This window comes from Nocardiopsis exhalans (assembly GCF_024134545.1).
GTDB lineage: Bacteria > Actinomycetota > Actinomycetes > Streptosporangiales > Streptosporangiaceae > Nocardiopsis > Nocardiopsis exhalans.
Map to the genome: position 1 here is coordinate 5827543 of NZ_CP099837.1, position 13675 is coordinate 5841217.

The 13675-nt window shown below is 71.8% G+C and carries 9 protein-coding genes; 4 read left to right on the plus strand and 5 right to left on the minus strand.

The features are described 5' to 3' along the window. Positions 1 to 54: 54 nt before the first annotated feature. Together cobA and cobT are read right to left on the minus strand one after the other, a co-directional pair. Positions 55 to 1335 (minus strand): uroporphyrinogen-III C-methyltransferase, encoded by a 1281-nt coding sequence (cobA, locus tag NE857_RS25755; protein ID WP_254418034.1) that lies wholly within the window; start codon positions 1333 to 1335, stop codon positions 55 to 57. Positions 1336 to 1759: 424 nt separating this feature from the next. Further along, positions 1760 to 4411, minus strand: coding sequence for a nicotinate-nucleotide--dimethylbenzimidazole phosphoribosyltransferase (cobT, locus tag NE857_RS25760; RefSeq protein WP_254418035.1), 2652 nt, complete (start codon positions 4409 to 4411; stop codon positions 1760 to 1762). 997 nt (positions 4412 to 5408) lie between these two features. On the opposite strand from cobT, the gene NE857_RS25765 reads away from it, so the two are divergent. Both NE857_RS25765 and NE857_RS25770 read left to right on the plus strand, forming a co-directional pair. Beyond that, positions 5409 to 6545, plus strand: coding sequence for a peptidoglycan recognition protein family protein (locus tag NE857_RS25765; protein WP_254418036.1), 1137 nt, complete (start codon positions 5409 to 5411; stop codon positions 6543 to 6545). Between the two features lie 175 nt (positions 6546 to 6720). Continuing rightward, a complete protein-coding gene (locus NE857_RS25770; protein WP_254418037.1) occupies positions 6721 to 7296 on the plus strand; it encodes a GNAT family N-acetyltransferase in 576 nt (191 codons plus the stop codon). Positions 7297 to 7491: 195 nt separating this feature from the next. Here the strand turns inward: NE857_RS25770 and NE857_RS25775 are convergent, their stop codons facing one another. After that, positions 7492 to 7779: a DUF6504 family protein gene (locus NE857_RS25775; RefSeq protein ID WP_017583528.1), complete on the minus strand. Its 288-nt coding sequence runs from the start codon at positions 7777 to 7779 to the stop codon at positions 7492 to 7494. Positions 7780 to 8307: 528 nt separating this feature from the next. Here NE857_RS25775 and NE857_RS25780 point away from each other — a divergent pair. Both NE857_RS25780 and NE857_RS25785 read left to right on the plus strand, forming a co-directional pair. After that, a complete protein-coding gene (locus tag NE857_RS25780; RefSeq protein WP_254418038.1) occupies positions 8308 to 10674 on the plus strand; it encodes a serine/threonine-protein kinase in 2367 nt (788 codons plus the stop codon). A 69-nt stretch (positions 10675 to 10743) separates the two neighbouring features. After that, positions 10744 to 11709: a quinone oxidoreductase family protein gene (locus NE857_RS25785; protein WP_254418039.1), complete on the plus strand. Its 966-nt coding sequence runs from the start codon at positions 10744 to 10746 to the stop codon at positions 11707 to 11709. Between the two features lie 132 nt (positions 11710 to 11841). Here NE857_RS25785 and NE857_RS25790 read toward each other — a convergent pair whose 3' ends face one another. Both NE857_RS25790 and NE857_RS25795 read right to left on the minus strand, forming a co-directional pair. Beyond that, complete coding sequence (locus NE857_RS25790; RefSeq protein WP_026117026.1) at positions 11842 to 12930, minus strand: SPFH domain-containing protein; 1089 nt, start codon at positions 12928 to 12930, stop codon at positions 11842 to 11844. A gap of 96 nt (positions 12931 to 13026) precedes the next feature. After that, entirely contained in the window at positions 13027 to 13500 is a 474-nt protein-coding gene (locus NE857_RS25795) for an NfeD family protein (protein WP_254418040.1), read from the minus strand. Positions 13501 to 13675: the final 175 nt, after the last annotated feature.

Here is a 13675-nt window from a genome sequence, read left to right on the forward strand (position 1 = left end):
TCGGTACTGGGATTCCCCCGGCGGCGCGGCTGGCGGGCAGCGCCGCCGGAGGTCTCACTGAAGATCGCGCCCGGTTGCCAGTTGATCGATCTCGAACTGGGCTCCCGTGTGCAGTATGTCAAGATCCCGCGCTGTTTTGACCACTTCTCCGATGATCACCACGGCGGGGGGCCGCACTTGCGCCGATCGGGCCGAGACAGCGATGTCCGCCAGCGTACCCGTCACCGTCCGCTGTCCTGGCAGTGTGGCCTCCTGGACGACCGCGACGGGAGTGTCCGGGGCGCGGCCGTTCTCGATGAGGGCCTCGGTGATGGCCTCGATCCGCTGCACGCCCATGAGGACGACCACGGTGCCGCCCGCGCGGGCCAGCCCGGCCCAGTCCACGGTGGAGCGACTGTCGCCGGGGGCCACGTGCGCGGAGACGATGTGCACGTCCTGGGCCACACCGCGGTGGGTGGCGGGGATCCCGGCACTGGCCGGGGCGGCCAGTGCGCTGGTCACTCCGGGGACGGCGATCACGGGGACGCCCGCGGCGGAGCAGGCCGCGGCCTCCTCACCGCCGCGACCGAAGAGGAAGGAGTCACCGCCCTTGAGCCGGACCACGAACTTGCCTTCCCGGGCGCGCTCGACGAGGACGGAATTGATGTCGTCCTGTGTCATGGAGCGGCCGTAGGGGATCTTGGAGGCGTCCACGATCTCCACGTCCGCGGGCAGGCGGTCCAGGAGCGAGGTCGGGGCGAGGCGGTCCACCACCACGACGTCGGCCTGGGAGAGCAGCTGCTGGCCGCGGACGGTGATCAGGCCCGGGTCACCGGGGCCGCCGCCGACGAGGGCGACACCGCGCAGGCGTTCGCGGCCGCGTCGGGCGTCCAGGGTGCCGTCGGCCAGGCCGTCGATGACGGCGTCGCGCAGGCCGGCGGAGCGCCGGGGGTCGCCCGAGGCGATCACACCCACGGTGATGCCGTTGGCCGAACCGCTGGCCGGGGTCCAGGCGGAGGAGGCGTGCCGGTCGTCGGCGCGCACGCACCAGACCCGGGATCCCTCCGACTCCTCGGCGATCTCTGCGTTGACCTCGGGAGAGTCCGTCGCGGCGTGCACGAGCCAGAAGGCGGGGGCATCGGGACCGCTGACGTCACCGGCCTCCCAGGGGCGGCGCAGCCAGGTGAGGTGGCCGGCGTCGGCGAGGTCCTCCAGAGCGGCGGAGGCCTCCGGGGAGACGAGGGTGACGCGGGCACCGGCCTCCAGTAGGACGGGGACCCGGCGTTGGGCCACCCTTCCGCCGCCGACGACGAGGACGTCTCGGTCCTTCATGCGCAAGCCCAGGAGATAAGTCACGGATCGCACCCCTTCGGTCGTCCGCACCGGCCCCCGGCTTCGACGGCGGGGTGCGCACACAGGGCCCGGGGCCTGGCGTGCCGCCGGCGATATTCGGCGATTACTCCAAAGCACCTTGTCAAAGCGGTATTACACGGAGGTAAAGGGGCGAGCACTGGAGAGGGTGACGCGCACCGCATCCGAGGCGGGGAGGCCGAGCGGTACGGGGGAAAACGAAGCACGAGGGGGCAGCGCGGAACGGGCGAGCCGCAGCGAACGACGGGGCGGACAGTGCAGGGCGGATGGCGCAGGGGCTGCCGCGCAGGGGAACGGCGGTGCCGGGCCGGGTCGAGATCGGACGGCCGCGAAACCCGGTCTCGGGGCGAACGGGACGGACCCCGGCGCCGGGTGGGCGTCGGGGTCCGTCGTCGTTCGCGCGCTTGGGTTACTGCGCGGTGGACACACCCGCGGTGTCGAAGGTGGCCACGTTGCGCAGCGCCCTGGCCGACCCCTGCAGCAGCGGCAGCGCCAGCAGCGCACCCGAACCCTCGCCCAGACGCATCTCCAGGTCCACCAGCGGGGTCAGCCCGAGGTGTTCCAAGGCCACGGCGTGGCCGGGCTCGGCCGAACGGTGTCCGGCGAAGCAGGCACTGAGCGACTCCGGGGAGATCGCGGCCGCCGCGAGCGCGGCCGAACCGGCGATCACGCCGTCCAGCAGCACCGGCACCCGCAGGGCCGCACCGCCGAGGATGAAACCGGCCAGCGCCGCGTGCTCCAGCCCGCCGAGCGCGGCGAGGGTCCCGATCGGGTCCTCGGGGTCCACCGGGTTGGCCTTCAGCGCCTGGCGGACCACCTCCACCTTGCGCTCGTAGGTGACGTCGTCGATCCCGGTCCCGCGACCGGTGGCGACCGAGGGGTCCGCGCCGGTGAACGCGCACACCAGGGCGGCCGCCGGGGTGGTGTTCCCGATCCCCATGTCGCCGGTGATCAGACAGCGGTTGCCCGCCGACACCAGGTCCCGGGCGATCTCGATACCGCCCTCCAGCGCCTGGAGCGCCTGGTCCCGGCTCATCGCCGGGCCCTGGGTGAAGTCGGCGGTGCCGCGCGCGACCTTGCGCGGCAGCAGGCCCGATCCCTTCGGCAGGTCGCCGACCACACCGACGTCGATCACGGTGACCTCTGCGCCCACCTGCTCGGCGAAGGCGTTGACCACGGCCCCGCCGTCGAGGAAGTTCTGCACCATCTGCGCGGTGACCTCCTGCGGCCAGGCGGTCACCCCCTGGGCGTACACCCCGTGGTCACCGGCGAACACCGCCACCGCGGCGGGCTCGGGCACCGGTGGCGGGCACTCCCCCGCCAGTCCGGCCAGCTGCACCGAGACCTCCTCGAGGATCCCGAGGGACCCCTGTGGCTTGGTCATCCGGTCCTGCCGGTCCCTGGCTTCCTCCACGGCTCGGGCGTTGAGCGCTCCGATGGCGGTGATGGTCTCCTCCAGCAGGGTGGTCGGCTCCTGGCCGGGCAGACCGCGGCGACCGTAACGGTCGCGGTGCACCGCCCAGGACAGGGGACGTCCCTTGGCCCAGCCACCGAGGCTGAGTTCGGGTTCGGTGGGGAACTCCTCGACGTAGCCGACGCACAGGTAGGCGACGACCTCGAGGTGAGAGGGCAGGTCCAGGATGCGGGCGACCTCGCGCTCGTCGGCGAAGGCGACCCAGCCGACACCGAGACCCTCGGCGCGGGCGGCCAGCCACAGGTTCTCCACCGCGAGCGCGGCCGAGTACGAGGCGGGCTTGGAGTGCCGTCCGGGGCTGTGCGGTCCGCGACTGGGATCGACGGTGACGACGACGTTGAGCGGGCTCTCCAGGACCGCCTCGACCTTGAGCCCGGAGAAGGCGTGCGCGCGGGTGGCGGGCCGGGTGTGGGCCTGGGTGTCGCGCTCGTTCTGAGCGAGGTCGCGCACCCGCGAGCGGAGTTCGGGGTCGTCGATGACGAGGAAATCCCACGGCTGGGTGTGCCCGACGCTGGGCGCCTGGTGGGCGGCTTCCAGCACGCGGGTGAGCACGTCGGCGGGGACCGGCTCGGGGCGGAAGCCCGCGCGGACGTCACGGCGTTCGCGGATGGCGCGATAGACGGCGGCGCGCTCGGCGTCGTCGAAGGCGTGGTCGGTCCCGTTCCAGACGTCGTCGGCGCCGGGCCGGCCGGCGGCCGGAGCGGCCGGGGTGTCCTGGGCTGTCTGCTCGGCCTCGGCACCTCGGGTCTCCGAGTCCCGGGAGTCGGGGCTCTGGGCCTTGGCGCTCTGAGCCTCGGCGCCCTTGGTACGGGCGTCCTGAGTCTGCTCGTTCAGGGCCTGCCGGGCGGCCTGGATGGCCGGGACCAGGGCCGGGGCCTTCCCCTGCGGTTCCTCTGGTTCGGTCCGTTGGTGCGGACCGGTGTGCTGCGGTGCCTCGAGGGGCGCCGCTGCTTCGTGTGCGTGCACGGTGTCGCTCTGCTTCGGTTCGGCGGCCGCGGGGTTCTCGTCCGCATGGCCGGGGTTCATGGCAGGCTCGGGCGGCTGGGGCCGCTCGGCCTCTGGAGGATGGGGGTCACGCTGTTCCTGCGGCGCCTGAGGTGCCAGTGGCACCTGTGGCGTCTGTGCGGGCCCGGGGTTGCGGGTACCCGAGCGGAAGGGGATGACGTTGAACCGGGGTTCGCTCATCGGGGGTGCCAGGGGGGCGGGCGGCCTGGTGTGCGATGCCGGGCGGGAGCGCTCCGGTTCGGGCTGGTCCGGTTCGGACCGTCCCGGCACCTGGTACCCGGCGGCCGGCCCGGGTGCGGGCTGCGGTGTGGGTGCCGGTGCGGGATCGGCGGCGTTCTCGGGCGCGGGATGCGGCTCCGGCTGGGCGGGCGGCATCTCCGGTTCCGGGAACGAACGTCGAAAGGGGTTGTGCGGCGGAGCCGCGGGTCTGGGCTCGCGCGCCTGGGTGCCCTTGCCGCTCTCCGGCAGTCCGTCCAGGAGGCCGCCCAGGAGCGGCCCCGCGCCGGGCGCGGGACCGTTGCCCCGCCACCTCGAGCCCTCCTGCTCGCCGCGATAGGTGTCCTCGCGGTCATCGTTGGTCATGATCGCTCCCCGAAGAAGAGAAGAGGTCTGTGAGCTGCCCGGTTCCACCTGGTTCGATACGAATTCGGACCAGCGTAGTCCGCGGCGGTCACGCCGCTCGCACGGGTCCCCCCGACCCGGCGCGGCTCCCCCCGATCCGAATGCCGGGGTCCTCAAGTCATCACCAACTGTGCCAGAGTCCGCGTGAGCACGCGCTGTGTACTGAAGTCACGGACAGCAACCCGAAAGCACTCGGGCCCCGGCCCCGGAAGGGTGCCATCCCTACGGAACGCGATGCCATGCTCACGCAAACGAACCCCGAGAAACTCCGCGTTATCCGCTTTGACCAGCAGAAACGATGCTTTCGTCGTCGGGACGACAGCCATCCCGAACCCGCTCAGCGCCGCCGCGAGCGCCTCGCGGTGGCCCGTCGGTTCTTTTACCCGGGCCGCGGCGAGGGCCCCGGGTCCGCAGCGGGCATCGGTGGCGGCCGGGGCCGGTGGAGACCGACCACAGCGGCTGTGCCGGGGCCGACCGGGCGGCCAGGTCCGGCGGTGAGAGCAGGTAACCGGCGCGCGGCCCGGGCGGCGACCAGGTCTTGGTGAGGCCGCGGACGGCTAGCAGGCCCGGCAGGTCCGTGCGGGACGCCAGCGACTCCGACGACCATCGCGCCTGCTTCATCCGGAGTGACTGATATGGCCCGAATATCTGCTGTGGCCAGCGGGTTTTCGGACGGGGGCGAAGGCACACTACGGCACTCCGAAGACCGCGCGGAGAGTGCCTTGCGTCACATCCGTGTGCCACCCTGTCCCGGTGCCCGCGCCCCGGCCGCACCCCTGCCCCGGCTCAGGGCGTGTCCGGTGCGTGCCGCCCGCCCGTGAACGGTGCGCCCGTGCCCCTTGCCGAGACCGCAGGAGACGGCGCGAGTGCCGCCGAAGCGGTGTGCGGCAGGTCAGGTGTCCGCCGAACACGCCCGCACCCCAGACCGGGACCCACCCCAGAACGGAACGGATCTTCCATGCGACGGCGTACCTTTCTGACCACTGCCACCGCCGCGGTCGGCCTGAGCGCGCTCGCCCCCGCCCTGCTGTCCTCCGCGACCGCCTCCGCCCGGACCTCCGGAGGCCGGGCCTCCGGGGCCCGCACCGCGCCCCGCGTCCTCGGTGAGCGGGCGACCGCCACCGGCACGCTCGTCCGACCGGAACTGCGGTTCGACCTCATCTCCGCCGCCCAGCGGCCCGAGGAGGTCGCCGAGGGCGCCGCCGTGCGCTTCGAGACAGCGGAGGGGACCCTCGGCGACTGGCAGGACCTGCACTTCCACACCGGCGGCCCCGAGCACCTGCCACCGTCGGCCACCGCCCTCGCCCGGGCGCCCGAAGGCGCGACCGGATACGAGGTGCGCGGGGCGAACGGCGCCGACCTGACCGCCGTGAACGTGCGCGACGGAGAGGATCTGAGCTTCAGCGGCCAGGAGCGGGTGTCGCTGTCCGCCGAGGACGAGGGGGCCACCACCCTCTCCGGCGGTTCCGTGCTTGGGCTGCGCACCCGGTCGGGGTGGGGCGCCGACGAGTCGCTGCGCTTCGACGAGGACGGAAATGACCTGTGGCCCGCCCAGTTCCACCGGGTGCAGGCGCTGACCGTGCACCACACGGCGATGGCCACCAACGGCGACCACGCCGCGGACGTGCGGGCCGTGTACCACCTCCACGCCGCCGAGCAGGCGTGGGGCGACATCGGCTACCACCTGCTTGTGGACCCCCGGGGTGTGGTCTACGAGGGCCGCCACTCGGGCGGCGGGCTCCCGATCTTCCGCACGCTGCCCCTGCCCGGCCTGGCCGAGTCCGTGACAGCCGGGCACGCGTTCGGGTTCAACCACGCCAACATCGGCGTGTGCCTGCTCGGTGACTTCACCGACGAACTCCCCACCCGGGCCGCTCAGGACTCGCTCGTGGACGTTCTTCGGGTGCTGTGCGCGCTGACCGGGGTGGACCCGGCCGCGCGGATCGAGTACGTGAACCCGGACACCGGGGTGGTGACCGGGCAGGAGGCGGTGGCCCGGCACCGGGACTGGCTCGACACGGAGTGCCCGGGCAACGCCTTCGCCGAGGTCTTCGACACGGCCATCCGCCGGCGGGTGGTCAGCGGCCTGCTCTGAACCCCCACGGTGGCGGGGCGTGCCGGCTCCCCGCCACCGGCCCGTGTGGCCGAAAACCTGTTTCCTCCCACTCCGCGGGGCACATAACGTGAGTTTCCGCCCGAGCTGTCGGGTGCGAAACTTGAGTGGTACCCGGCACCAAATGGTCGTTCGAACGCATAGAGGGAACATCCACATGGCCACAGTCCAGAGCGCTCCGATCATGCCCGCGGTCATCCTGGAGACCGAGCGCCTGCGACTTCGAGCCCTCCTGGAGAGCGACATCGACGATGTCCTCGCCTCGTGTGTGGACCCCGAACTCCAGCGGTGGATTCCGCTGCCCGCCCCCGGGGAGACCTACACCCGCACGACGGCCGAGGAGTTCTGCCTGAAGGCCGCCCCGGCGATCCGCACGGGCGGCGACGGCCAGCACTGGGCCATGGTGGACAAGGAGACCGGCCGGTTCACCGGGTCGGTGGCGCTGCTGCGCACGCAGTGGCCCGCCCTGGTCACGGAGATCGGCTACTGGGTCTCGCCCTGGGGCCGCGGCAGGGGGTACGCCACCGAGGCGGTCGTGGCGGTCTCCCGCTGGGCCGTGAACCAGGGGTTCCAGCGGGTGGAGCTCAAGGCCGCCGTGGGCAACACGGGTTCGCGCAAGGTGGCCGAGGCCGCCGGATTCGCCCCCGAGGGCACCGAGCGCAACGCCATGCCGCTGCACGAGGGCCGTTCCGACCTGGCGGTGTACGGGCTCATCCCGACCGACCTCGCCTGAGGCCCTGAGGTCCTGAGGAGCAAAACCCCACGCTCCACGAAACGCACCGGCCTCGCCAGCCGTGTCGAGCTGCCCGCGGACCCGTGGGCAGCCCTCACCCCGAGCCCGTGGCCCGTGCCCCGACTCGTATCCTGCTCGGGCGCCGCGGCTCACACAGCGGACCGGCGCCCGGGCCCGGCCGCGCCCCGGGCCGGATCATCCCCAGACGCGGGAGAGCAGCCACTCACCGGTCGTGGTGTCCTGGCGGAGTTCGTACACGCCCTGCGAGTAGGCCGATCCGGCCTCCACCCGCCAGTGTCTGCGCTCGGGGACCTGGGAGTCCGCACCGGGCGTCCAGTCCCTGCGCAGGGTCACCCAGTGGTCGATGATCCTGCGTATCCCGTACACCCGCCCCTCCCAGGTGAACCGGGTCGGCCGACCTTCCGCCTCGACGACCGTGACGTGCGCCCCGTAGTACCGCCCCACGACAGTTCCCCCCAGCATCGACCGACTCCTGTTGCTCTCGCCTGCGTTACCTTGCGCCCGGCCGTGTTCACGGGCACACCACCGACAGGGCCCGACCGCCGGGAAGTACGGCCAACAATTCGAACATGCATTCGAATACTAGCGAAAGGGAGAGGTTCCGTGGAACTGATTCCGTATTTACGTCATCCCCATCTGTGACACCGGTCGTGGCTCCCGTCGCGACAGCGGCCGCGGGACCCACCACGACCCCGACCGCCTGCCAGGCCGCATCCCCCACCCGCAGCGGGATCGGTACTCTGACCGCCCCTCCCCCAGCCATCCCGTCGCCCCTCCCCGGGGGCGCAGCGCACCCCTTGTAACCTGCCGGTCCGGGGCCTCTTCGAGAGCTTCCGACTGGACAAGATCCTCGACGGCTGACCCGCGTCCCCCCAGTTCGGACCCGCTCCCCGCCCGGAACAACCGAGTAACACCGCAAACGCGTCGGCGTGTCGAGGTCGGTACGCTGTTAGGCGCGAATCACACGATCCATACGAGGGACCCCCAACTGTGACGTCCAACGGACACGAAAGCGGCAAACCCCTGCGCGCGGGGGACCCGCGCGAACTCGACGGTTACCGCATCGTCAGCCGTCTGGGACGCGGTGGCATGGGCACCGTCTACCTCGCCAAGGACTCCGCCGACCGCTCCGTGGCCGTCAAGCTGATCCACCCGGACCTGGCCGACGACGAGTCCTTCCGGCTGCGTTTCGCGCGCGAGGTCGCCTCCGCGCGCCGGGTCGCCCGCTTCTCCACCGCCGGGGTCATCGACGCCCGGCTGGAGGGCGAGCCCCTTTTCATCGTCTCGGAGTACGTGCCCGGCCCGAACCTGGACGAGGCGGTCCGGCACGGCGAGCCGATGCACGGCGGAACACTCGAGGGCCTGGCGATGGGCGTGGCGGCGGCACTCACCGCCATCCACGGTTCAGGGATCGTGCACCGCGACCTCAAACCCGCCAACGTCCTGCTCTCCCCGGTCGGCCCCAAGGTGATCGACTTCGGGATCGCCCGCGCCCTGGACGACGCGAGCGGAGCAGTCACCCGCTCCAGCCAGCTCATGGGCACCCCCTCCTACATGGCGCCCGAGCTGATCCTGGGCGAGCAGGCCACCGCCGCGGCCGACATCTTCGCGTGGGGCTGCCTGGTGGCCTTCGCCGGGACCGGGAAGGCGCCCTTCGACGCGGGTACCGTCCCGGCTGTCCTGCACAACATCTCTTCGGCGCAGCCCAAGTTGGACGGGCTCGACCCGAGCCTGCTGGACCTGGTCGGCGCCGCGCTGGACAAGAAGCCGGAGAACCGGCCCACCTCCCAACAGCTGCTCGCCCGGTTGACCGGCCAGCAGGATCCGGAGGAGGCGGAGATCCGGCGCACGATCAGCACCTCGTGGGCACCGCCGAGCAGTTCCCCGGTGCCCGGTCTGCCTCCGAAGGCCACCGATCCGGAGCTGGCCGAACAGGCTTCGGGCGCTGCCCCCACTCCGCCGAAGGGCCAGCCCTGGGATCCCGCGGCCCCGGACCACACGACACCGGATCCCACGACACCGGTGCGGACTCCGCCCTCGAACGGGTTCACCCCGTCGACGTCGCAGCAGGCGCCGCCGACCCATCAGGGGCAGCCGCCGGTGCCGCCCACCCAGCAGATCCAGTCGCCGTACCAGGGGCAGCAGAACCCGCCGGGGCAGTTTCCCCACGCGAACCCGGCACAGCCCGGATCTCACTCCGGTCCGCAGTCGGGTGCCCAGTCGGGTGCCCAGCAGGGCGGCTACGGCCAGTACCCGAACCAGGCCGGCCACGGCGGGCCGAGCGGCGGCTACCCGCCCGCGGGCCAGCACCAACAGCCGCAGTACGGCCAGTCCTCGTACGTGCAGCACGGGCAGTACGACCGGCCCCAGCAAGCCCAGGCCCAACACGGTCAGGCTCCCTACGTGCAGTCACCGTCCCACGGGCAGCCCACACACACCGCGTACAACGGTCCGGGCGGCCCGGGTGGCCCAGGCGGCCCCGGGCAGCAGCAAAACGGGGCGAACGGCAACTCCACGGGCAGTCGTCGCAAGCTGCTGCTCATCGGCGGCGCCGCGGCCGCGGTCATGCTGGTCGGCGGCGTGGGCGCCACGGTGCTGTTCTCCGGTTCGGACAGCCCGCCCGAGGACACCACCAGCATCTATGTCACGGACTTCGCCACCGACCCCGGTTGGACCGGGTTCCGTACCTTCGACCCGGACAACCCCGAGGAGACCGACGGGTACTGGGACCAGCAGAACGCCCTGCTCCTCCAGCTCGACCCGGGCCGGAACCCGTCCCGGGGCGAGATCGCCCCCTACGACCGGGAGACCCCGGACCGCGTCCTCATCAGCACCGATCTCGCACCGCTGCGCGGCCCGGCCGAGACCAGCTTCGGGGTGCGCTGCTGGGACCAGGAAGGCGACGACGAGCGCACGATGTACGAGGCGCTGCTGCGCTTCGACGGCGAGCAGGCGCAGATCCGCCGGGTGACGGAGGAGAGCGGGGACACCGCGATCGCCGAGACCAGGGACGTCCCGGGGTTTGAGACCTTCGACCTCCTCAACGAGGAGCGCGGCGCGGACGTCGAGGGCCTGCCCTACGACGTGCGGGTGGACGACCTGACCACCAACCACCTCCAGTTCGCCTGCGAGTACGTGGCCGAGGACGGCGAGGACCCGTACATGGACCTGCGCCTGTGGGTCAACGGCGAGCTCGTGCTCTCCGCCACGGACCAGCAGCCGCTGCCGGACGACAGCGACCTCGACGACGACGAACGGCGACGGGTCGGCGTCGTCATGCGCCCCGGAGCGGGCACGGAGCCGGTCTCCGCCGTCTACACGAACTACGCTCTGCACAGGATCAACGTCGACGACTGACCCCGCCTCGGGCACCGCCGGTCACACGCCTCGGAACCGGGAGCGGGCAGGCCCCCAGCGAGGAGAATCATGCGCGCGATCGTGATCGAGGAGTACGGCGGCCCCGAGGTGCTGCGGCTGGCCGAGACCGAGGCACCCGTCCCGGGCCCGGGCGAGGTCCTCGTGGACGTCGGGGCCCGAGGCGTCAACTTCATCGACGTCTACCAGCGCAGCGGCGCCTACCAGGTGCCCCTCCCCTACATCCCCGGCATGGAGGCCGCCGGTGTGGTCGCCGCCCTGGGTGAGGGTGTGCGCGACTTCGAGGTGGGACAGCGGGTGGCCTGGGCGATGGCCTCGGGCGGCTACGCCGACCAGGCGGTGGTCAGCGCTTCCCTACTGCTGCCCGTGCCCGACGCCGTCAGTACCGAGCAGGCGGCCGCGCTGCCGCTCCAGGGGATGACCGCCCACTACCTCACCCACTCGGTGCACCCGGTGGCCGAGGGCGAGACCGTGCTGGTGCACGCCGCCGCGGGCGGTACCGGGCTGCTCATCACCCAGCTGGCCAAGGCGCGCGGCGCCCGGGTGATCGGCACCGTCTCCACCGAGGCCAAGGAGCACACCGCCCGGGAGGCTGGCGCCGACGAGATCATCCGCTACACCGAGACCCCGGTGGCCCCGGCCGTGCGTGAGCTCACCGGGGGCGAGGGCGTGGCGGCGGTCTACGACGGGGTCGGCCGGGCCACCTTCGACGCCAGCCTGGAGTCGTTGCGCCCGCGCGGCGTGCTGGCGCTGTTCGGCCATTCCAGCGGCGCGGTGGAGCCGGTGGACCCGCAGCGGCTCAACACCGCGGGTTCGGTGTACCTGACCCGTCCCTCGCTCGCCCACTTCGTGGCCGACCGCGAGGAGCTCCTGGGCCGGGCGGGCGACCTGTTCGAGCTGGTGGAACAGGGCCGCCTGGACGTGCGGATCGGCGGCCGCTACGAGCTCGGTGACGCCGGTCAGGCGCAGGCCGACCTGGCCTCGCGGGAGACCACCGGCAAACTGCTGCTGGTCTGAGCCCCGCCCGGAGTCCGCCGGTCTGAATACCCCGGCCTGGATACCCCGGTTGAAGCCTGACGGCGGCGGTGACGGTCCCCCCTTTTCCGCCGGGACCGCCACCGCCGCCGCTCCTCGTTCGTGCGTCGGGGATCAGTCGCTATCGCGGGGCTCGGGTGTCGACCCCATCCTGGCGCCGGCCCTGCGGACGTCGTCGCGCGCGTCGGCGACCGCGCGTTCGGCCGCCTGGGCCGCGTCCGCCGCCGCCTGCGCCGAGGCGGAGGCCTGTGCGGGGTCGGGTCCGGTGATCTGCGTCGGCCCCTCCGAAGGTTCCGCCTCGCCCTGCCGCTTGGTGGTGGAGGGCGCGCTCCGGGCTGCCTCGCCCGCGAAGGCGTGGCTCACGTTCTTGACCGCCTCGGTCAGCTCGCCCGGGATCACCCAGAAGGTGTTGCCGTCGCCCTCGGCCAGGCTCGGCAGGGTCTCCAGGTACTTGTAGGCGAGCAGCTTGGCGTCGGCGTTGTTGGCGTGCACCGCCTGGAAGACGCGTTCGATCGCCTTGGCCTCACCGTCGGCCCGAAGGATCGCCGCCTGCTGGTCACCCTGGGCCTCCAGGATGGCCTGCTGACGCGCACCTTCGGCCTTGAGGATGCGGGACTGCCGCTCACCCTCGGCGTGCAGGATGGCCGCGCGCTTGTCGCGGTCGGCCCGCATCTGCTTCTCCATCGCCTCCTTGATGGTGGGCGGCGGGTCGATCGCCTTGATCTCGACCCGGTTGATGCGGATGCCCCACTTGCCGGTGGTCTCGTCCAGGACCCCGCGCAGCCGGGTGTTGATCTCCTCGCGCGAGGTGAGGGTCTTCTCCAGGTCCATGGAACCGATGACGTTGCGCAGCGTGGTGACGGTGAGCTGGTCTATGGCCTGGATGTAGTTGGCGACCTCGTAGGCAGCCGCCTTGGGATGGGTGATCTGGTAGTACAGGACGGTGTCTATGTTGACCACGAGGTTGTCCTCGGTGATCACCGGCTGCGGGCGCGAGGTGAAGACCTGTTCGCGCAGGTCGAACTTGGTGTTGACCCGGTCCACTCCCGGGATGATGAAGTTCAGTCCCGGGTCGAAGGTGCGGATGTAGCGCCCGAAGCGCTCGATGTTGTACGCCCGCGCCTGCGGGACGATGCGGATCGCCGACAACGCGATGGCGACCAGGAGAACGGCGAAAATGATGAGCGGTATGGCAGATTCCATGTTCTGCACCTGTACCTAAGTCGAGGTCGTGGCTGTGATGCGGTTCCGTGTCGGGCGACGGATCGAGGTGGTGAAGGGGTCCGTTGCCGCTCGTGCTCAGTTCTGTTCGGGTCGGTTCTGTTCGGGTAGTTCGGGCAGCGCCTCACGCGGGTAGACCACGGCGGTGGCACCGTCGATCTCCATGACGTCCACACGCGCTCCCACCGGGATCACCAGATCCTCGTCGATGCAGCGTGCCGACCACTCCTCTCCCTGAAGCTTGACTCTTCCGTTGTCGGCGTCGACCTCCTGGAGGACGACACCGGAGCGGCCGACCAGGGCCGCCGTGCCGGAGCGTACGTCCGGGCCGCGCTTGAGTTGTCGGTCCATGATCGGTTTGACCAGGACGAGTCCGGCCGCGGCCGCGGCGGCGAAACCGATGATCTGCACGACTACCGGGAATCCGATGGCGCCCAGGAGGCCGGCGATCAGTGCGGCCGCCGCGAGCAGGCCCAGGACGAAGGTCAGCGTGAAGAACTCCGCGACTCCGAGCCCGGCCGCGATGATGATCCAGATCAGCCAGACAGGCATTTTCCTGTGGCCCTCCCCGCTGTGGTTTCGGGTATCCCTAAAGCTACCCACACAAGCCCGCCAAACCACAAGATCCCCGTAACGGATGCACGATCGCGGTCCGCGGCGCCCCCGTTGCCGGGGCACCGCGGACCGCGTCCGTCACTGTCGGAGGCCCTGGCCTCCGGGGCCCGGG

What these genes read in the sequence shown, in the direction of transcription:
- cobT (WP_254418035.1), bottom strand. Translation starts at nt 4,411, where the DNA reads ATGACCAACGATGACCGCGAGGACACCTATCGCGGCGAGCAGGAGGGC.
- NE857_RS25765 (WP_254418036.1), top strand. Translation starts at nt 5,409, where the DNA reads ATGCGACGGCGTACCTTTCTGACCACTGCCACCGCCGCGGTCGGCCTG.
- NE857_RS25770 (WP_254418037.1), top strand. Translation starts at nt 6,721, where the DNA reads ATGGCCACAGTCCAGAGCGCTCCGATCATGCCCGCGGTCATCCTGGAG.
- NE857_RS25775 (WP_017583528.1), bottom strand. Translation starts at nt 7,779, where the DNA reads ATGCTGGGGGGAACTGTCGTGGGGCGGTACTACGGGGCGCACGTCACG.
- NE857_RS25785 (WP_254418039.1), top strand. Translation starts at nt 10,744, where the DNA reads ATGCGCGCGATCGTGATCGAGGAGTACGGCGGCCCCGAGGTGCTGCGG.
- NE857_RS25790 (WP_026117026.1), bottom strand. Translation starts at nt 12,930, where the DNA reads ATGGAATCTGCCATACCGCTCATCATTTTCGCCGTTCTCCTGGTCGCC.
- NE857_RS25795 (WP_254418040.1), bottom strand. Translation starts at nt 13,500, where the DNA reads ATGCCTGTCTGGCTGATCTGGATCATCATCGCGGCCGGGCTCGGAGTC.